Here is a 16546-nt window from a genome sequence, read left to right as displayed (position 1 = left end):
CTAACTGGGGTTCCTCGGGGCGGGGGGCGGGGTGTGCTTTGGGGGGGGCGGGGGCCGCCACAAAGGCACACCGGCGCGTAGCGCACTCAGCTCGGCGCGACCGTCTCCCACGGCACCGTCAGCACGCAGTCGCGCAGGCGGCGACGCTGCGGGGCGACCGGAATTCCCTGCCCGCGCAGCAGATCGAGGGTGGCCCGCCAGCGGACGCGCGGCCCGAACGCGGCATGCGGAGCGGCGGTCGCCCACGCCCGATCGGCGGCCTGCAGCAGATCGTGGATCCGCTCGCCGGGAACATTGCGGTGGATCAGCGCTTTCGGCAACCGCTCGGCCAGGTCGGACGGGGTGTCGATGTGGAACGGACTCCACGCCAGCGTCAGGCTGCGCGGACCGTCGCGATCCAGCAGCACCCACGCGCAGCGCCGGCCCAGTTCGTCACACGTGCCGTCGATCACCAGACCGCCCGGCGCCAGCCCCGACCGCAACCGCTCCCACACGGGCGCGACCGCGTCCTCCGGGTACTGCCGCAGCACGTTGAACGCGCGGACCAGCACCGGCCGCAACCCGGCCAGCTCGAAGCCGCCGCGCGCGAAACGGACTCCGTCGCGGCCGGGAACCACCCGCTCGGGGTCGATCTCGAGGCCGACCATCCGCACGTCGGGGCGCACGGTGCGCAGCCGCGACGCCAGCTCCAGCGTGGTCACCGGCATCGCGCCGTAGCCGAGATCGACGACCAGCGGATCCGGTGCCGACCGCAGGACGCGGGCGATACCGGAATGGTGCACGGCCCAGCGGTCGCTGCGGCGCAGCCGGTTGATGCCGGTGGTGCCGCGGGTGACGACACCTTCCGGGCGTAGCGTTCGCACTGTCGGGACCGGCCTACTGTCCTGCCAGCCAGTCGGCCGTGATCTCCGCTTCGGTGCGGAACAGGTCGACGAGGTTCTGCAGCATCAGCTCTTCGAGCTTGCCGCCGATGAACGGCAGATGAACCTTCGCCTCCGACGTCGTGCGCAGCGTGCACCCGTCGTCGCCGGCGAACAGTTCCATCGTGCCGGTGAGGCTGCCCGGGCCGGCCGGGATCGACGCCTCGTAGCGTCCGGTGGCCTTCCCGTCGAACGGGCTGTAGGACTCCTTGCGGGTGATGACCAGGTCCTTCTTCATCACCGTCTGCGCGATCTCCGGCAGTTCGGACCGGGGCAGGATGTGGTGCAGCACCAGCGAGATGCCGGAGTCCGACGCCTCGAAGGACTCCACGTGGTTCTGCGAATACTTGCGCATCTCCACCATCCGGGCCTCCCAGTGGGCCGGATCGCGCAGCGCCTCGTACACCCGCTCCGCCGGATACGGATAGCGGGCGGAGTAGTTCATGCGCCGTGCCACAGCGGGCCAGGGTACCGGTTCGCCCCGGTCACGCGAAAATCGTCAGGAGCCGGATCGGCCCAGCCAGCCGGCTGTGAACTCCTGCTCGGCGTCGAACAGTTCGACGAGTTGCTCGACGATCATGCCCTCGATCTTCCCGCCGAGGAACGGGATCTTCACCTCGACCTCGCCGTCGATCTCGACGACCGTCCCGGTCCGGCCCGGCGCGAGCGTGAAGGCACCCTCGACCCTGCCGGGCATCCCGTCGACACCGGCCGAGAACCGGCCGCGGGCACGCTCGCCGTCGAGCGGCTCCCACGATTCGTGCCGGTGGATGACCAGGTCGCCGGGCCGGATGCTGGTGACCACGCTCGGCAGGTGCTCGGCGGGGATGGCCTGCGTCATGTGCAGGTCGATCGTTCCGGCGGAGGTCTTCACGTCCTCGATGGTGGCGCCGGGGCCGCCGACCCGCGCCAGGCGCTCACGCCAGTATTCCGGGTCGACGAGCGCCGCGTGCACGTTCGCGGCGGGGAACTCGTAGTGCGCGGAATGGTCGATAGGGGTACCCATGGCTCGTCACGCTACCGTTTGCGGGTGTCCGATCCACGTATCGCTGCCCGCCTCGCCGAGTCGGGAGCCACGGTGTCCGAGCAGGTGCCGCTGTCGACCCTGACGACGCTGCGGCTCGGCGGACCCGCCCGAGTCCTGGCCGAATGCGCCACCACCGACGTTCTCGTCGACGTCGTGCGCCTGCTCGACGCCGAGCAGGTGCCGACGCTGATCCTGGCCGGCGGATCCAACCTCGTCGTCGGCGACGCGGGATTCGACGGTGTCGTGGTGAAGATCGCGACCACCGGCGTCGAACTCGACACCGACTCGGTGCGCATCGAAGCCGGCGCGGTGTGGGACGACGTCGTCGCCCGGACGGTCTCGGCCGGGTTCGGCGGCCTCGAGGCGCTGTCCGGGATTCCCGGGTCCGCCGGGGCGACCCCCGTGCAGAACGTCGGGGCGTACGGGGTCGAGGTCGGGTCGGTGCTGCGGCGGGTGCGGCTGCTCGACCGCCGGACCGGTGAGGTGCGCTGGGTGGGTCCGGAGCACCTGGGTCTCGGATACCGGACGAGTGTGCTCAAGCATTCCGACGCGGCGCTCGTCGTCGACGTCGAGCTCGAGGTCCGGCCCGACGGGTCGAGCGCGCCGCTCGGCTACCGCGAGCTCGCGACCGCGCTCGGCGCAGAGGAGGGTGAGCGCCGCCCGGCCGCGGAGGTGCGCGAGCAGGTGCTGGCGTTGCGTCGCGGCAAGGGCATGGTGCTCGACGAGACCGATCACGACACGTGGAGCGCCGGCTCGTTCTTCACCAACCCGGTCGTGCCCGAAGGCGCGCTGCCCGCGGTGCTCGCGGCGATCACCGAACGCGTCGGCGCCGATGTGCGGATCCCGCAGTTCCCCGCGGAGGGCGGCACCAAACTGTCCGCGGGCTGGCTCATCGAACGTGCCGGATTCGGCAAGGGCTTCCCGTCGGCGGACGCCCCCGCGCGGCTGTCGACGAAGCACACGCTCGCACTGACCAACCGCGGGAACGCGACCGCCGCGGATCTGGTGGCGCTGGCCCGGCAGGTGCGGGACGGGGTGCAGAAGGTGTTCGGTGTGCGGCTCGAGCCGGAACCGGTGCCGGTCGGCGTCGAGATCTGAATCCGCCGAGGTCCGGGTCACATCTGCCCCGCGCGTACCGTGGAGAGGGTGCACGACCTGCGTAAACGGACAAATCGGTTGGTGTGGCTCTGGTGCCTCGCTCTCGTCGCGGTGCTCGCCGCCTGCTCGACGTCGAACGGCGGTTCGATCGCCGGCGACCCGCAACCGGCCGTCGGGGCCACCATGAACCCGGCAGACGGCGCCACCGACGTGGCTCCCACGGCACCGATCTCGGTGACCGCGACCGACGGCACCCTCACCGATATCGCGCTCACCAACACCGAGTCCGGGGTCGTCGTCGCCGGTGAACTCGCCGCGGACGGCCACAGCTACACCGTCACGGAACCGCTCGGATACGGCGCGACCTACGAATGGTCGGGGTCCGTGATCGGCGCAGACGGTGACGAGGTCGCGGTGGAGGGCAGTTTCTCGACCGTCGAACCGGACGAGGTGGTCTCCGCGACCCTCAACATCGCGGACGGTCAGGAGGTGGGGATCGCCGCGCCGATCATCGTGCAGTTCGACGGTCCGATCGAGGACAAGGCCGCCGTCGAGAAGGCGCTCGTGGTCACCACGAACCCGCCGACCGAGGGTGCCTGGGCGTGGCTGCCCGACGACAACGGCGGCGCGCGGGCGCACTGGAGGCCCCGGCAGTACTGGGCGCCCGGTACGACGGTGAGCCTGGACGCGCGGCTCTACGGACTTGCCTACGGCGACGGCGCGTACGGCGCCGCGGACCTGACCCTCGACTTCGGTATCGGCCGCAGCCAGGTCGTCGTCGCGAACGCGCAGAGCCACCGCATGCAGGTGGTGCGCGACGGGCAGACGGTCATGGACATCCCGGTGAGCTACGGCGAGGGCTCCGAGGCCCGCAACGTCACGCGCAGCGGCATCCACGTGGTCACCGAGAAGCACGAGGATTTCCTCATGTCGAACCCGCCGTACTACGAGAACGTGCGCGAGCGCTGGGCCGTGCGGATCTCCAACAACGGCGAGTTCATCCACGCCAACCCGCTCACCACCGGCCAGCAGGGCGCCTCCAACGTCACCAACGGGTGCATCAACCTGTCGATGTCCGACGCGCAGGAGTACTTCGCGATCGCGATGTACGGGGATCCGGTGGAGGTCAGCGGCACCTCGATCGACCTGTCCGAGGCGGACGGGGACCTGTGGGACTGGGCCGTGGACTGGCAGACCTGGCAGTCGATGTCCGCGTTGTAGGTCTTCCGGGCGGGTCTACCAGCGGTTGCGGACCTCCTCGGCGAAACCGAGCAGGTTCTCGATCTCGAGGCGGGTGCCGTCGTCGAGCAGCACGTGTCCGCTGAACCGCCCGAACACCTGATGCTGGGTGGACCGCACGACGAGCGCGTTGACGTCGGCGGCGCGATCGACGATCGGCTCGAAGTCCATCTCGAAACGGCTGTCGTTGCTCGTGAAACGCCACGGCGCGCCGTCGTAGCTGCCGTGCGGACGGTGGAAGTGCACGCGGTCGAGTTTGTGTGCGACCCCGTCGTGGAAGAGCATGTTCTCCGAGGCGGCGGTGGTGTCGCCGAAGCCGTAGCCGACGTTGAAACCGAACCGCTTTCCCTCGTGCAGCCCGGACGCCGAACCCCAATACCAGGTGTTGTCGTAGGTCCACACACCGCGGCCCCAGTCGAGGACGCCGAAGGTGGACGCCGGGTCGAACTCGTGCCGGACACCGCGGACTTCGATCGTGCCCGCCGCGGGCAGGCAGTTGATCTTCTGGTTGTAGTAGAACGCCTTCGGGGCCCGCGGGAACGGTGTAGCGATCACCATGCGGTCGTCGTCGGGCTGCTGCAGCAGCAGGTCCCCGGACAGGCCGCGGCCGCCGTCGAAGCCCGGATGGTCGACGATGAGGCGGCGCCCCTGCGTCTCGTGGCGGAACTCGACGCGCAGCGCGCCCCGGCGCACGACCACGTCGCCGGTGTCGGCGCTGGACGGCATCCGCATCCGGCCGAGCGGGAACGGGATCAGCTTGTTCTCGGTGGTTTCCGTGCCGGCGGCCAGATCCAGCCAGCTCAACCCGACCAGGCCCATGTACCCGTTGTCGGCGACCGTCAGCGCGAGTCCGACCGGACCGGAAGCGGGGTCGGAGGTCGGGTCGGAGACGATGCAGTAGTAGTCCCACTCCTTGATGCGCAGCCGCGACGCCGAGATCCGCGCCCGGTCGTAGGTGCGGATCTCGGCGGTGGCCCAGCCCGCCTGCTCGAGGTGGCCGCGGTCGTCGAGCAGTGGCCCGGGCGAAAGACGCTGCTGCTGCATACCTCCAGAGGTTAGTTGCTCACGCGGTGTTATTTGCTCACGCGATGGAACCGGCCCGCACTCGCCTGATCACGCGGCTTGACGATGATCTGGTCCAGGTTCACGTGCGAGGGGCGCGATGCGACGAACCCGATGATCTCGGCGATGTCCTGTGCGACGAGCGGCGTGATGCCCTCGTACACCTTGTCGGCACGTTCCTGATCGCCCTCGAATCGCACGAGCGAGAACTCGGTTTCGACGGCGCCGGGGGCGATCTCGGTCAGCCGCACCGGCTTGCCGAGCAGCTCTCCGCGCAGCGTCCGGTGCACCACCGCCTGTGCATGCTTGGCGGAGGTGTATCCGGAGCCGTTGTCGTACGCCTCGAACGCTGCGACCGACGTGATCGTCACGATCAGTCCGTCCCCCGACTCGATCAGCTTGGGCAGCAGCGCCTTCGTCACGCGCATGGTGCCGATGACGTTCGTCTCCCACATCCAGCGCCAGTCGTCCTCGTCGGCCTCGGCGACCGTCGCCAGTCCCTTCGCGCCACCGGCGTTGTTGACCAGCACGTCCACGCGCGGCAGGACGGTGGTGAACGCGGTGACCGAATCCTCGTCGGTGACGTCGAGTTCGAGTGCGGTGCCGCCGATCTCCTCGGCGAGTTTCTCGAGGCGGTCGAGTCGGCGGGCACCCACGACGACGTGGTAGCCCTGCGCGGCGAGAGTGCGGGCGGTGGCTTCGCCGATGCCGGACGATGCCCCGGTGACGACGGCGACGCGCGAATCTGGGGAGATACTCATGCGTCGATCCTAGGACGCGCCCGTGCCCGTCACCGGGCGGCGGCGCCGCGCCTCACATGCCCCCGGACTCACATGCCCCCGGCGGAGACGAAGCCCGGATCTTCGACGGCGAGCCGCTCACGGACCGAGTCGGGCATCGTCGAGCACGAATCCGCGCTCGGGCGGGCGTCGGCGTGATCGGCTGCGGAGTCCTCGATCCCGAGCGACGCCGTGATGTTCTGCCAGCCGCCCCACGCGTCGAAGCGGGCCGGAAGGTCGACGTTGGCGGCGCCGTTGATGTGGAATGCCGCGCTCGGATACGGGGCGTCCGGCGAGGTGTCGACGCCACCGCCGGGCAGCCGCACGACGTCCTCGGGGTTCGGCAGCATCCCGGCCAGCTGCATCGCGTGATAGGGGTACATCTCCGACGGTGGCGTGTCGAAGTAGTACCAGCTCGCTGCGCACACCCCGTAGAGGTCGGGTCCGAACTGCGCGTAGTTCAGGTACAACTCCATGATCCGCGCGTCGGACATGGTGGCCCGCAATGCGACGGACGGCACCACCTCGACGGCCTTGCGCAGCATGCTCTGGTCCGGGGTGAAGAACATGTTCTTCGCGAGTTGCTGGGGGATCGTCGAATACGTCTGCTGACGCTCGCCGGACAGGACGGCGGTGGCGCGGTCGAGGAAGTCACCCCAGTGGAACGCCTGCTTCCGTAGTCCGAGCAGGTCGTCCTCGTGCGCGACGGCGGACGCGATGACGTAGCGGCTGATGTGGTCGATCGAGACGTACTGGTAGGCGATGGGTCCGTCGTCGATCCGCATGAAGTTCGACTGTGACGGTGTCCACCAGCGCAGCGACGCCGCGACGACGGCCATTCCGGACAGCGGCAGCACCACGACCCCGGCGGCCGCGACCGCTGCGACTCGCAGTCGTCGACGACGTCGGCCGGCCGCAACCGGAGGTGTGTCCGGTTGCGCGGGGCGCGGCCACGTCGGGGCGCTCGGCCGGGACGGTGCAGGACGCCACTGCAGCCCGCGGCGGGGCGATGACTGCGGTGGCGTCCGGTACTGCGGATTCGGGGGCGGTCCCGGCCGCGGCGCAGACCCGGGTGCCGCGGACCCGGCAGTTCGGGACCGGTACTGCTCGGACCCGGCCCGGACAGGCCGCGGCCGGTACCGGTCCCGGGTGGCCCGGCACCGGGGGCAGAGGCCGTCCACGACCTTCTCCCCGGGTCGCGCCCACCGGCCGCACGCGCACCTGCTCGGCCACCACATCCGTCAACTCCGTCCCGCTCACCGTGTCACCGCATTCCATAGTGGCGGGTGCGGTCGGGGACGGCTGTATCGGATCGATCACTCTTGCCGGCGTCGGCCGGAGTGCGACCCGTCCGCCCCTATCGGGCGGGTGCGGTGTCGGTCTCGACGATCGAGTACTCGCCGGCGTCCCCGGCGAGCGGACGGCTGCGCTCGCCGTGGATGTTCACCGGGACGTCCCCGGCCAGGGTGATGCGGTGCAGGCGACGGTACTGCTCGTCGTAGTCGGCGACCGCGTAGTGCTGGGTGGCGCGGTTGTCCCAGATCGCGACGTCGCCGGGCTGCCAGTTCCAGCGAGTGGTGTACTCGAGCTTCTGGTGGTGGTCCTGCAGCAGCCGGAACAGGGCGTGGGACTGGTTGCCGCTGAGACCGACGAAGTTCTTGACGAAGTGGCCGAGCAGCAGCGACCGCTCCCCGGTCTCCGGGTGCACCCGCACCACAGGATGCTCGGTTTCGAACAGTTCGGAGCGGAACTCGTCGCGGTACTCGGCGGTCCGTTCGGTGGCACGCTCGGCGCTCTCGGCCGCGTAGTCGTAGACATTGGTGTGGACGGCCCACAGGTTCTCCACGAGCGCCTTCAGTGGAGCCGGGAGTCCCTCGTACGCGGCGACACCGGACGCCCACACCGTCGACCCGCCGTACTCGGGCAGGGTCACCGCCCGCAGGATCGACGCCTTCGGAATGCGATCGACGAACGAGACGTCGGTGTGCCAGCTGTTGGCCTTGCCGTAGTCGGAGTCGATCGGCAGGATCCGGACTCCGCGGGACTTGACGGTCGGGTGCGCGGTCGTCGGTGTGCCGAGCAGTTCCGCGAACGCGTACTGCGCGTCGTCGTCCAGGTGGTCCTGCCCACGGAAGAAGATCACCTTGTGTTCGCCGAGCGCACGGCGGATCAGTGCGACCGTCGCCGGGTCGAGGTCGCCCCCGAGCCGGACGCCGTCGATGCGGGCACCGAGATGTGCGCCCAGTTTCACGACGGTCGGGGTGGTCGGGACGGTGGTGGGGGATGCGAAATCGACGGACATGACTGGCCTTTCGCGAGGAAATGGGTGGATGCGCCCATGCAAACATCAGGTCCCTCATGGCAGAACCATTCGACTCAGCCTGATTCGGGGTGGTCGGCGCCGCGAGAATTCCCTACCTTTTCGGCCTGAATTGGACAGCCGCGTCCGCACGCGTTATGTTCGACGGCATGTCAGCAGGCCGCCACTCCGCCCCGCGGGTCACGTACGTGACCGCCGCGCTGGGCTCGCGCTTGCCTCTGGCACGGGAACTCTGTTGTCGTTGTCACGGTGCCATCCAGTAGTTTCGCGCCGGGTCCGAGCCTGTTCTGGCTTTCCCTCTGATCGACTGTTCGACGACGTCCACGCACGTCGCAGCGGTTCGGCGCGTTCATGACCGTGTCACGCCAGCCCGTCCGGGCCGAATCACGAGGATTCCACACCTGTGTCGACTTCCACGCTTCCCGTCCAGTCCGCTCGCACCTCCACCACCGGTTCCCGTCGCATCGCGCAGACCGCGACCGCCCGGGCCCGTTCCACCGCTCGGGTGCAGATCGTCGCGCCGGACCTGCGGATCGCCGACGGCACCGCGGCATCGGTGTTCCGGGTCGCCGCGGCCCGCGGGCCGGTGTCCCGCGACGTCGCCGCCAAGGTCACCGGCCTGAGCATCGCCACCGTCAACCGGCAGGTCTCGGCACTGCTCTCGGCCGGATTGCTCCGTGAGCGTGCCGATCTCGCGGCCTCGGGCGCCATCGGCCGTCCGCGCGTCCCGTTCGAGGTCGACCACGAGCCGTACCTGACCATCGGCATCCACATCGGTGCCGTCGTCACCGGGATCGTCGCGGCGGATCTGCGCGGGCGTATCATCGGTGCCGTCGAAATCCCCACGCCCCGAGGCGATCAGGATGTCGTCCTGGGGGCGATCACCGCGAGCGCGCGGTCGTTCGCGTCCCGCTGGCACCGCCGCACCCCGCTGTGGGTGGGGGTCGCGCTCGGCGGCCGCGTCGACTCGGAGACCGGCCTCGTCGACCACCCGCGGCTCGGCTGGAGCGGCGCGCGTGTCGGCGCGATCATCGGCCGCGGTATGGGTCTCCCGGTCTCGGTCGCCGCGCACGTCGAGGCGATGGCCGCGTCGGAACTGCTGCTCACCCCGGATCGTGAGGCCGACGTCAAGGGCACCGGCCTCTACTTCTACGCTCGCGAAACCACCGGTATCGCAATCACTTTCGACGGCCGCGTGCACACCCCGAACGGCGGTCCCGGGTCGATCGCGCACCTGCCGACCGGCTCGACGGCCGTGTGCTCGTGCGGTGCGACCGGCTGCCTCGAGGCCACCGTCAGCGACCGGGCGGTGCTGCTGAAGGCCCGCGAGGCCGGCCTGCTCGGCGACGTCGAGGATCCGACGATCGGCGCGCTCTACAAGTTCGCCCGCGAGGGTTCGGCGCCCGCACACGAGATCCTCGTCGACCGTGCCACCGTCCTCGGCCGCACCGTCGCGATGCTCCGCGACCTGTTCAACCCCGACCGCGTCACCCTCGGCGGCCAGGCGTTCACCGAGTACCCCGCCGGTGTGCCGCACGTGGCCGAGGCGTTCGCGCGGGCATCGAACCTGCCGCGCAAGGACATTCGCATCACCGGGTTCGGCAACCGGGTGCAGGCGCATGCGGCCGGCGTGGTGTCGTTGAGCTCGCTGTACTCCGATCCGCTCGGCTCGATGCGGCGGTCGCGCGGCTAGGACATGTCTCCGCCCCGGGGGAGTGCCGACGATCAGGTCACAACGTCGTGCGCTCCGCCGCGGTGGCGATGTCGTCGAGGTCGCACTGCAGCGCCTTGCTCGTCGCACGCATCGCGAGGGGTCCGAACACCGGCGTCATGATCCGGGTGAACAGCCCGGGGGAATCCGTGGCACCGGAGAACTCGACCGACAGTTCGGTGCCGTCGGCCCGGGGCGCCAACTCGAACACCGTGCGGTAGGTCGTGCCTCCGGATTCCGCGGTGACGACGGTGCGGCGCTCCGGTTCGACCTCGGCCACCCGCATCTCCTCGGTGGCGGATTTGCCGAACATCACCCGGGTCTCGCGCCAGCGGGTGCCGACCTCGTACCCGGTCGCATCGAGACGCTCGATTCCGGTGACACCGTTCAATGTTCGTGCGGCGTCGTCGATATCGGTCAGGACTCGCCACACGGCGCTCGGCGGCGCCGCGATCGATCTGCTCAGTGCGATCCGGTGTTCCACGTGCGCTCCTTCGGTTGGGCGGGTCGGAGTTCGGCCGGGCTCAGAGGGGGAGGGCGGTCTCCGCGAGACCGGGGGCGGCACCGCGCCGGCGGAACCATTCGATGCCGAAGGCCGCCCGCAACATGTCGTCCGGAAGCGTCAGCATCGGGCCGAAATCACCGACCTGCGACGCATGAGCCTGCATGGCAGCACGTTTGGCGGCCATCGTCGCCGAGACGTCCACCGTCGTGGTGAGCTCCGACTCGGGCAGCCCGAACGAGTCGATGTCCGGTGGCGTCCGGCCCTCGGTCATGTCCGGATTCGCCGCGATCAGGCGCCGCAGATGGTCACGGTTCAACGCCGATTCGTAGACGGCGTGATGACCGACCATCTCGCTCGCCCGCAGCCCGACGCGATGCACCTGCACGTGATCGGGGTGCCCGTAGCCGCCGTTCGGGTCGTAGATGGTGACGACGTCCGCGCCCTCCTCGTCCAGCACCGCAGCCAGCCGGCGGGCCGCCGAATCGACGTCGACGTTGCAGAACGCCGCGGGGTTCGCGTTCTCGGGGGTGCCGGCCATCCCCGAGTCGGGGTAACCGAGCGGAACGAGCCGGGCAACCCCGAGCGCGTCGGCGGACCGCTCGACCTCGGCCAGCCGCCGCTCCGCCAGGCTCTCGCCCGGACGCAGCAGACCCTCCGGGACCTCACCGGCCGCGCCGTCCGTCGCGACCACCAGCACCACCCGGTGGCCCGCGTCGGCGGCCAGGCGCATCACCCCGCCGGTGCCGAACACCTCGTCGTCGGGATGTGCGTGAAAGCAGACCAGGACACCCATACCGTGCATGCTGGCACGAATGACCGACACGCGGGGGACCGGAGCGAAGGACGAGCAGCAGTGACACAGAAGGACGAGCATCGGTGACACAGAAGGACGAGCGTCGGTGACGCCGAGAGCCGATGGTTCCTACCGCACCCTGTTCGCCGCACCGGGTGCGGCCGCGTTCTGCGCCGCCGGGTTCGTCGCACGGTTGCCGATCGCGATGGTGGGGATCGGCATCGTCACGATGTTCTCCCAGCTCCGCGGTGACTACGGGCTCGGCGGTGCCCTGTCGGCGGTGTTCGCGTTGTCGTACGCGGCGTTGACGCCGCTGGTGTCCCGCGCGGTGGACCGGCACGGCCAGTACCGGGTGCTGCCGGCGGCGTCGGCGATCAGCGCGGCCTCGACCGTCGCGATGCTCGCCGGAGTCCGGTTCGAGGCGCCGACCGCGCTGCTGTTCCTGTGCGCCGTCCCCGCCGGGCTCATGCCGACGATCGGCGCGATGGTCCGGGCCCGATGGACCGAGCTGTACCGGGGCACCGACCGGTTGCGGACCGCGTTCGCCCTCGAGGCCGTGATCGACGAGGTGTGTTTCATCGTCGGCCCTGTGCTGTCGGTGGGTCTGAGCGTCGCCCTGTTTCCCGAGGCCGGACCACTGCTGGGAGCGGTGCTGCTGCTGGTGGGCACCCTCGCCCTCGCGGCCCAGCGGCGCACCGAACCACCCGTGACCGGGCACCGTCCCGACGCTGTCGATTCGGAGCGTTCGCACCACGGCGCACTGCTCAGCCCGGCGCTGATCGCCCTCACCGCCGTGATGGTCGCGATGGGCACGATCTTCGGGGTCGTCGACGTCGTCGGTGTCGCGTTCACCGCCGAGCGCGACGCGCCCGGCGCCGCGACGTTCGTGCTTGCCCTGTTCGCGACCGGGTCCGCGGTGAGCGGACTGGTCTTCGGGGCACGCCGCGTGGCCGCCCCGCTCACCCGGCAACTGCTCGTCGCCACCGCGGCGGTCGCCGTGCTGCTGTGGCCGCTGCTGCTCGCCGGCACCGTCCCCGCCCTGGCCGCGCTGTATCTGCTGGCCGGGATGACGATCTCGCCCACGATGATCGTGACGATGTCGCTCGTCGAACGTCTCGTCCCCGCCGACCGGCTCACCGAGGGCATCACCTGGACGGTCACAGGGCTCGGCGTCGGTGTTGCCGCCGGATCGGCGCTGGTCGGGCAGGTCATCGACCGGTCCGGCACGTCCGCGGGCATCGGGGTGGCACTCGCCGCGGGACTGATCGCCTGCACCCTGGCCGCCGGGATCCGGTTGCGGACGCGGCTAACGTAGCCGCCATGACCGTGCATCAAGTTCGCGGTGCCGACGGCACTCGCATCGTCTACCGGACCTTCGGGGATCCTTCGTCGCGGCCGCTGGTCCTGCTGCACGGATGGGCGCAGTCGTCGCACTGCTGGGGTGACCCGCTCCTCGAAGACCTCGCCGCCCGGTACCGGGTGATCGCCGTCGACCTGCGCGGGCACGGGTGCTCCGCCGCGCCCGCGGACGGATACGACGACCGCGCCGCGTGGGCGTCGGACGTGCGGACCGTGCTGACCGCCGAGAACTGCACCGGCGCGGTACTGCTCGGCTGGTCCTACGGCGGCCTCGTCGTCTGCGACTACCTGGCCGTCCACGGGACCGCGGACGTCGCCGGTGTCGTGCTGGTGGGTGCGATCACGAGCATCGGCCGCGGCGAGAAGGGCGGCAAGGTCGGTGCGGCGATGCGCGCGGCGATCCCGGCCGCGATGTCCGAGGACCCGCAGATCGCGGTCCCGGCCCTCGGCGCGTTCGCCGAATCCCTCGTCGGGGCGGGCCGGTCCGAGGCGACCGGGGAGACCGCCCAGGCGCTGCTCGGGAGCAGCCTGAGGACACCGCCGCGGGTCCGGTCCGCGCTGTTCGCCCGCACCGTCGGAAACGACGACCTGCTGCGCGAACTCGACCTCCCGGTCCTGGTGTTGCACGGCACGGCCGATGCGGTGGTCGACATCTCGGCGGCCGAGCACGCGGCGAGCCTCCTGCCACGCGCGACCACCTCCTGTTGGGACGGTGCCGGGCACGGGCCGTTCGTGGAGGACCCGCGTCGGTTCGCCGAGGACGTCGTGCGCTTCGTCGACACGCTCGGGTAGGCGCGGGGCGGCGACGGGGGCAGATGGGAGCGTGGGTGCCGGACAGGGCAGTATGGAGCCCGTGACGTCTCAGCCCGGCAGACCCCGACGCGTGGCCGTGATCTCGGTCCACACCTCCCCGCTGGCGCAACCCGGCACCGGGGATGCGGGCGGAATGAACGTCTACGTGCTGCAGACGTCGCTGCAGCTCGCCCGCCGCGGTGTCGAGGTCGAGATCTTCACCCGGGCCACGTCGTCGGCGGACCCGGCAGTGCAGGAAGCCGCACCCGGTGTGCTGGTCCGCAACATCGAGGCCGGGCCGTTCGAGGGCCTGGACAAGCACGATCTGCCCACCCAGTTGTGCGCGTTCGCGGCCGGTGTCCTGCGCGAAGAGGCCCGCCACGCGCCCGGCTACTACGACCTGGTGCATTCCCACTACTGGCTGTCCGGCCAGGTGGGCTGGCTCGCACGGGACCGCTGGGGAGTGCCGCTCGTGCACACCGCCCACACGCTCGCCGCGGTGAAGAACGCGTCGCTGGCTGCGGGGGACACCCCGGAACCGGTGGCCCGGCAGATCGGCGAGCAGCAGGTCGTCGCGGAATCGGACCGGCTGGTCGCCAACACCGTCGACGAGGCGCACGCCCTCGAGAGCATCTACCACGCCGATCCGGCGAAGATCGACGTGGTCGCGCCGGGCGCCGACCTTTCGCGCTACCGCCCCGGCGACCGCGCCCGCGCCCGGTTCGAACTCGGGCTGGATCCGCGCGAGACGATCGTGACGTTCGTCGGCCGCATCCAGCCGCTCAAGGCGCCGGACGTACTGCTGCGTGCCGCCGCGCGTGCCGTAGCCGACGCACCGGACCTGCCGTTGCGGGTGCTGATCGTCGGCGGTCCCTCCGGTACCGGCCTCGAACGCCCGGATTCGCTGATCGAACTCGCTGCCGAACTCGGTATCACGGCGCGGGTGACGTTCCTGCCGCCGCAGCCCTCGGATCGCCTGGTGCAGGTGTATCGCGCATCGGATCTCGTTGCCGTGCCCAGTTATTCGGAGTCGTTCGGGCTGGTTGCCATCGAGGCACAGGCGTGCGGTGTCCCGGTGATCGCTGCGAACGTCGGGGGTCTGGGTGTGGCGGTGCGCGACGGCGAGACGGGTGTGCTCGTCGACGGCCACCGCACCGAGGACTGGGCCGCGGCCCTGGGATCGCTGGTCGCCGACCGCGGCCGCCGCGAGGTGCTCGCGGCCGCGGCGCCGAGGCATGCCGAGAACTTCTCGTGGGAACACACCGCAGACGGACTGCTCGCCGCCTACCGCAGAGCCGGCGCGCGACGGAACCGGGCATTCGGGACCGGCGAGTTCTCGATGCGCAGGCAGCGCGGATTGTGGAAGCTGCGTCGGACAGGAGGGGTGAAGGCATGAGTGCGGACCTGAGCGAACTGATCGAGTCGACGCTGCGCGACCGCGGCCTGAAGTTCTCCCGGAAGGAGGGCGGGCACTTCGTCGTCACGCTCCCCGGAGAGAACAAGCTGGAGACGACGACGCTGCTGACGCTCGGCAACCACGGGGTGCGTTTCGAGGCGTTCGTGTGCCGCAAGCCCGACGAGAACTTCGAGGGCGTCTACAAGTACCTGCTGCGGCGCAATCGCCGCCTGTACGGCGTGGCGTACACCCTCGACAAGATCGGCGACATCTATCTGGTCGGCCGGCTGTCGGAGCAGTCGGTGACGCCGGAGGAACTCGACGCGGTGCTCGGGCAGATCCTCGAGGCGGCCGATTACGACTTCAATGTGCTGCTGGGACTGGGCTTCCTGACGTCGATCAAGCGGGAATGGGACTGGCGGGTCTCGCGCGGGGAGTCGCTGCGCAATCTGGAGCCTTTCCGTCACCTGATCGAAAACGACGGTGCGGGAACGGAATCACCGGGCAAGTCCGACATTCCCACGCCAGACGCCGGCAATGTCACGTCCGAGGACGGCACGCCCGGCGGTTCGTGATCTGTCCGATACGCGTGACCCGGTCCACAGAATCCATGTGACGCTCGTCACGAAACACCGCTGTAACGAAACGGTGGGTGCGCGCCGATAATTCGGGAGCGACCTGGCGTTTTTCCGTAGTTGATCTTGGAATGTGGGACGGGCGTCCCGAAAAATTGGGGCGTGACCTTTCCGAGACGGGCGCTTAACGTCGTTATCGGCTCGAAACGACGAGCCCGGCCCGAACTCAACGGGCCTTACCGAATACCGACCCGCCGCCGCTTGCTCTGCCCCCGCGGGATCGGTCACACAAAACCTTCGAGGGGCAGGGGCGGAACGATCCGCAGTTCCGGACCCGCGTGTTCCGGGAGCCAGCGCTCACAAGAGCCGGTTTTCGGGTGCATGTGTTCTCCGGGCGCACTTTTCGCAGATCGTCCCGTCAGCAGACGCGGAGAGGATTCCACCCCACATGGCAAAGCTCACCTTCACCAAGCGCACCCTCGGTTCCATCGCGGCAGGCGCCGCCCTCCTGGTCGCCCCTGTTGCCCTGGGCGCCGGCACCGCCAACGCTGCCTCCGGAAACTGGGATGCCGTGGCGCAGTGCGAGAGCGGCGGCAACTGGGCCATCAACACCGGCAACGGTTACCAGGGCGGCCTCCAGTTCACTCCGAGCACCTGGGCCGCGTACGGCGGCACGCAGTACGCCCCCACCGCCAACCAGGCCAGCCGCGAGCAGCAGATCGCGGTCGCGGAGAACGTCCTGTCGGGTCAGGGCCGCGGCGCGTGGCCGGTCTGCGGTCAGTACCTCTGATCGTCTCCCGGCGGTCGGCCGGTGACGCATCCACGAAGCCCTCGGGCGCGAGACATTCGCGTCCGGGGGCTTCCGTGCATGTGGAACACGGTGCAGTGGACGTGTGGAACACGGTGCAGGTGGCCGTGTGGAACACGGTGCAGGCAGACGCGGGGTGCGTGATCCTCGGGGCGATCGCGG

17 protein-coding genes are annotated in these 16546 nt (G+C 70.1%); 8 read left to right on the top strand and 9 right to left on the bottom strand.

Features of this window, described 5'->3' with window-relative positions; translation table 11 throughout:
• Positions 1–86: 86 nt before the first annotated feature.
• Genes ACWDUD_RS19825 through ACWDUD_RS19815 form a run of 3 tightly spaced genes read right to left on the bottom strand, consistent with a single transcriptional unit; the run spans position 87 to position 1926 of the window.
• Positions 87–863: a class I SAM-dependent methyltransferase gene (locus tag ACWDUD_RS19825; protein ID WP_197256608.1), complete on the bottom strand. Its 777-nt coding sequence runs from the start codon at positions 861–863 to the stop codon at positions 87–89.
• 13 nt (positions 864–876) lie between these two features.
• A complete protein-coding gene (locus tag ACWDUD_RS19820; protein ID WP_197256610.1) occupies positions 877–1377 on the bottom strand; it encodes a DUF2505 domain-containing protein in 501 nt (166 codons plus the stop codon).
• 42 nt (positions 1378–1419) lie between these two features.
• Complete coding sequence (locus ACWDUD_RS19815) at positions 1420–1926, bottom strand: DUF2505 domain-containing protein (protein ID WP_197256612.1); 507 nt, start codon at positions 1924–1926, stop codon at positions 1420–1422.
• Positions 1927–1950: 24 nt separating this feature from the next.
• On the opposite strand from ACWDUD_RS19815, the gene ACWDUD_RS19810 reads away from it, so the two are divergent.
• Positions 1951–3045, top strand: coding sequence for a UDP-N-acetylmuramate dehydrogenase (locus ACWDUD_RS19810; RefSeq protein WP_450110370.1), 1095 nt, complete (start codon positions 1951–1953; stop codon positions 3043–3045).
• A gap of 57 nt (positions 3046–3102) precedes the next feature.
• The gene (locus ACWDUD_RS19805; protein WP_282581762.1) at positions 3103–4266 is read left to right on the top strand and encodes a L,D-transpeptidase; all 1164 of its coding nucleotides are present in this window, start codon (positions 3103–3105) and stop codon (positions 4264–4266) included.
• A 15-nt stretch (positions 4267–4281) separates the two neighbouring features.
• Here the strand turns inward: ACWDUD_RS19805 and ACWDUD_RS19800 are convergent, their stop codons facing one another.
• The 4 genes from ACWDUD_RS19800 to ACWDUD_RS19785 all read right to left on the bottom strand — a co-directional run bounded on the left by ACWDUD_RS19800 (position 4282) and on the right by ACWDUD_RS19785 (position 8427).
• Complete coding sequence (locus tag ACWDUD_RS19800) at positions 4282–5328, bottom strand: DUF2804 domain-containing protein (protein WP_197256614.1); 1047 nt, start codon at positions 5326–5328, stop codon at positions 4282–4284.
• A gap of 29 nt (positions 5329–5357) precedes the next feature.
• Complete coding sequence (locus ACWDUD_RS19795; protein ID WP_197256616.1) at positions 5358–6107, bottom strand: SDR family NAD(P)-dependent oxidoreductase; 750 nt, start codon at positions 6105–6107, stop codon at positions 5358–5360.
• Positions 6108–6175: 68 nt separating this feature from the next.
• On the bottom strand, positions 6176–6985 hold the full coding sequence (locus tag ACWDUD_RS19790; RefSeq protein WP_450110369.1) for a biosynthetic peptidoglycan transglycosylase: 810 nt from the start codon (positions 6983–6985) through the stop codon (positions 6176–6178).
• A gap of 497 nt (positions 6986–7482) precedes the next feature.
• Positions 7483–8427 carry a TauD/TfdA dioxygenase family protein gene (locus ACWDUD_RS19785; protein ID WP_197256621.1) on the bottom strand — a complete coding sequence of 315 codons (945 nt, stop codon included), beginning with the start codon at positions 8425–8427 and terminating at the stop codon, positions 7483–7485.
• 481 nt (positions 8428–8908) lie between these two features.
• On the opposite strand from ACWDUD_RS19785, the gene ACWDUD_RS19780 reads away from it, so the two are divergent.
• Positions 8909–10138 carry an ROK family protein gene (locus tag ACWDUD_RS19780; protein ID WP_450110372.1) on the top strand — a complete coding sequence of 410 codons (1230 nt, stop codon included), beginning with the start codon at positions 8909–8911 and terminating at the stop codon, positions 10136–10138.
• A 37-nt stretch (positions 10139–10175) separates the two neighbouring features.
• Here the strand turns inward: ACWDUD_RS19780 and ACWDUD_RS19775 are convergent, their stop codons facing one another.
• On the bottom strand, positions 10176–10640 hold the full coding sequence (locus ACWDUD_RS19775; protein WP_248674872.1) for an SRPBCC family protein: 465 nt from the start codon (positions 10638–10640) through the stop codon (positions 10176–10178).
• A 40-nt stretch (positions 10641–10680) separates the two neighbouring features.
• Positions 10681–11454 carry a PIG-L family deacetylase gene (locus ACWDUD_RS19770; RefSeq protein WP_450110368.1) on the bottom strand — a complete coding sequence of 258 codons (774 nt, stop codon included), beginning with the start codon at positions 11452–11454 and terminating at the stop codon, positions 10681–10683.
• Positions 11455–11560: 106 nt separating this feature from the next.
• Here ACWDUD_RS19770 and ACWDUD_RS19765 point away from each other — a divergent pair, with 106 nt between their 5' ends.
• The 5 genes from ACWDUD_RS19765 to ACWDUD_RS19745 all read left to right on the top strand — a co-directional run bounded on the left by ACWDUD_RS19765 (position 11561) and on the right by ACWDUD_RS19745 (position 16366).
• Positions 11561–12769 (top strand): MFS transporter, encoded by a 1209-nt coding sequence (locus tag ACWDUD_RS19765; RefSeq protein ID WP_450110367.1) that lies wholly within the window; start codon positions 11561–11563, stop codon positions 12767–12769.
• Positions 12770–12774: 5 nt separating this feature from the next.
• Positions 12775–13605: an alpha/beta fold hydrolase gene (locus ACWDUD_RS19760; RefSeq protein ID WP_248674870.1), complete on the top strand. Its 831-nt coding sequence runs from the start codon at positions 12775–12777 to the stop codon at positions 13603–13605.
• Positions 13606–13666: 61 nt separating this feature from the next.
• The gene (gene mshA, locus ACWDUD_RS19755; RefSeq protein ID WP_248674869.1) at positions 13667–15001 is read left to right on the top strand and encodes a D-inositol-3-phosphate glycosyltransferase; all 1335 of its coding nucleotides are present in this window, start codon (positions 13667–13669) and stop codon (positions 14999–15001) included.
• Positions 14998–15576 carry a type III secretion system chaperone family protein gene (locus ACWDUD_RS19750; protein ID WP_197256629.1) on the top strand — a complete coding sequence of 193 codons (579 nt, stop codon included), beginning with the start codon at positions 14998–15000 and terminating at the stop codon, positions 15574–15576. Before mshA ends, ACWDUD_RS19750 begins: the two co-directional genes overlap by 4 nt.
• A 448-nt stretch (positions 15577–16024) precedes the next feature.
• The gene (locus ACWDUD_RS19745) at positions 16025–16366 is read left to right on the top strand and encodes a transglycosylase family protein (RefSeq protein ID WP_197256632.1); all 342 of its coding nucleotides are present in this window, start codon (positions 16025–16027) and stop codon (positions 16364–16366) included.
• Positions 16367–16546: the final 180 nt, after the last annotated feature.

It is taken from the genome of Rhodococcus sp. NPDC003382, assembly GCF_053589135.1.
Note: the sequence above shows the minus strand (reverse complement) of the source record. Positions and strands in the feature narration are given on the sequence as shown.

What these genes read in the sequence shown, in the direction of transcription:
- ACWDUD_RS19760 (WP_248674870.1), top strand. Translation starts at nt 12,775, where the DNA reads ATGACCGTGCATCAAGTTCGCGGTGCCGACGGCACTCGCATCGTCTAC.
- ACWDUD_RS19750 (WP_197256629.1), top strand. Translation starts at nt 14,998, where the DNA reads ATGAGTGCGGACCTGAGCGAACTGATCGAGTCGACGCTGCGCGACCGC.
- ACWDUD_RS19800 (WP_197256614.1), bottom strand. Translation starts at nt 5,328, where the DNA reads ATGCAGCAGCAGCGTCTTTCGCCCGGGCCACTGCTCGACGACCGCGGC.
- ACWDUD_RS19785 (WP_197256621.1), bottom strand. Translation starts at nt 8,427, where the DNA reads ATGTCCGTCGATTTCGCATCCCCCACCACCGTCCCGACCACCCCGACC.
- ACWDUD_RS19770 (WP_450110368.1), bottom strand. Translation starts at nt 11,454, where the DNA reads ATGGGTGTCCTGGTCTGCTTTCACGCACATCCCGACGACGAGGTGTTC.
- ACWDUD_RS19815 (WP_197256612.1), bottom strand. Translation starts at nt 1,926, where the DNA reads ATGGGTACCCCTATCGACCATTCCGCGCACTACGAGTTCCCCGCCGCG.
- ACWDUD_RS19745 (WP_197256632.1), top strand. Translation starts at nt 16,025, where the DNA reads ATGGCAAAGCTCACCTTCACCAAGCGCACCCTCGGTTCCATCGCGGCA.
- ACWDUD_RS19795 (WP_197256616.1), bottom strand. Translation starts at nt 6,107, where the DNA reads ATGAGTATCTCCCCAGATTCGCGCGTCGCCGTCGTCACCGGGGCATCG.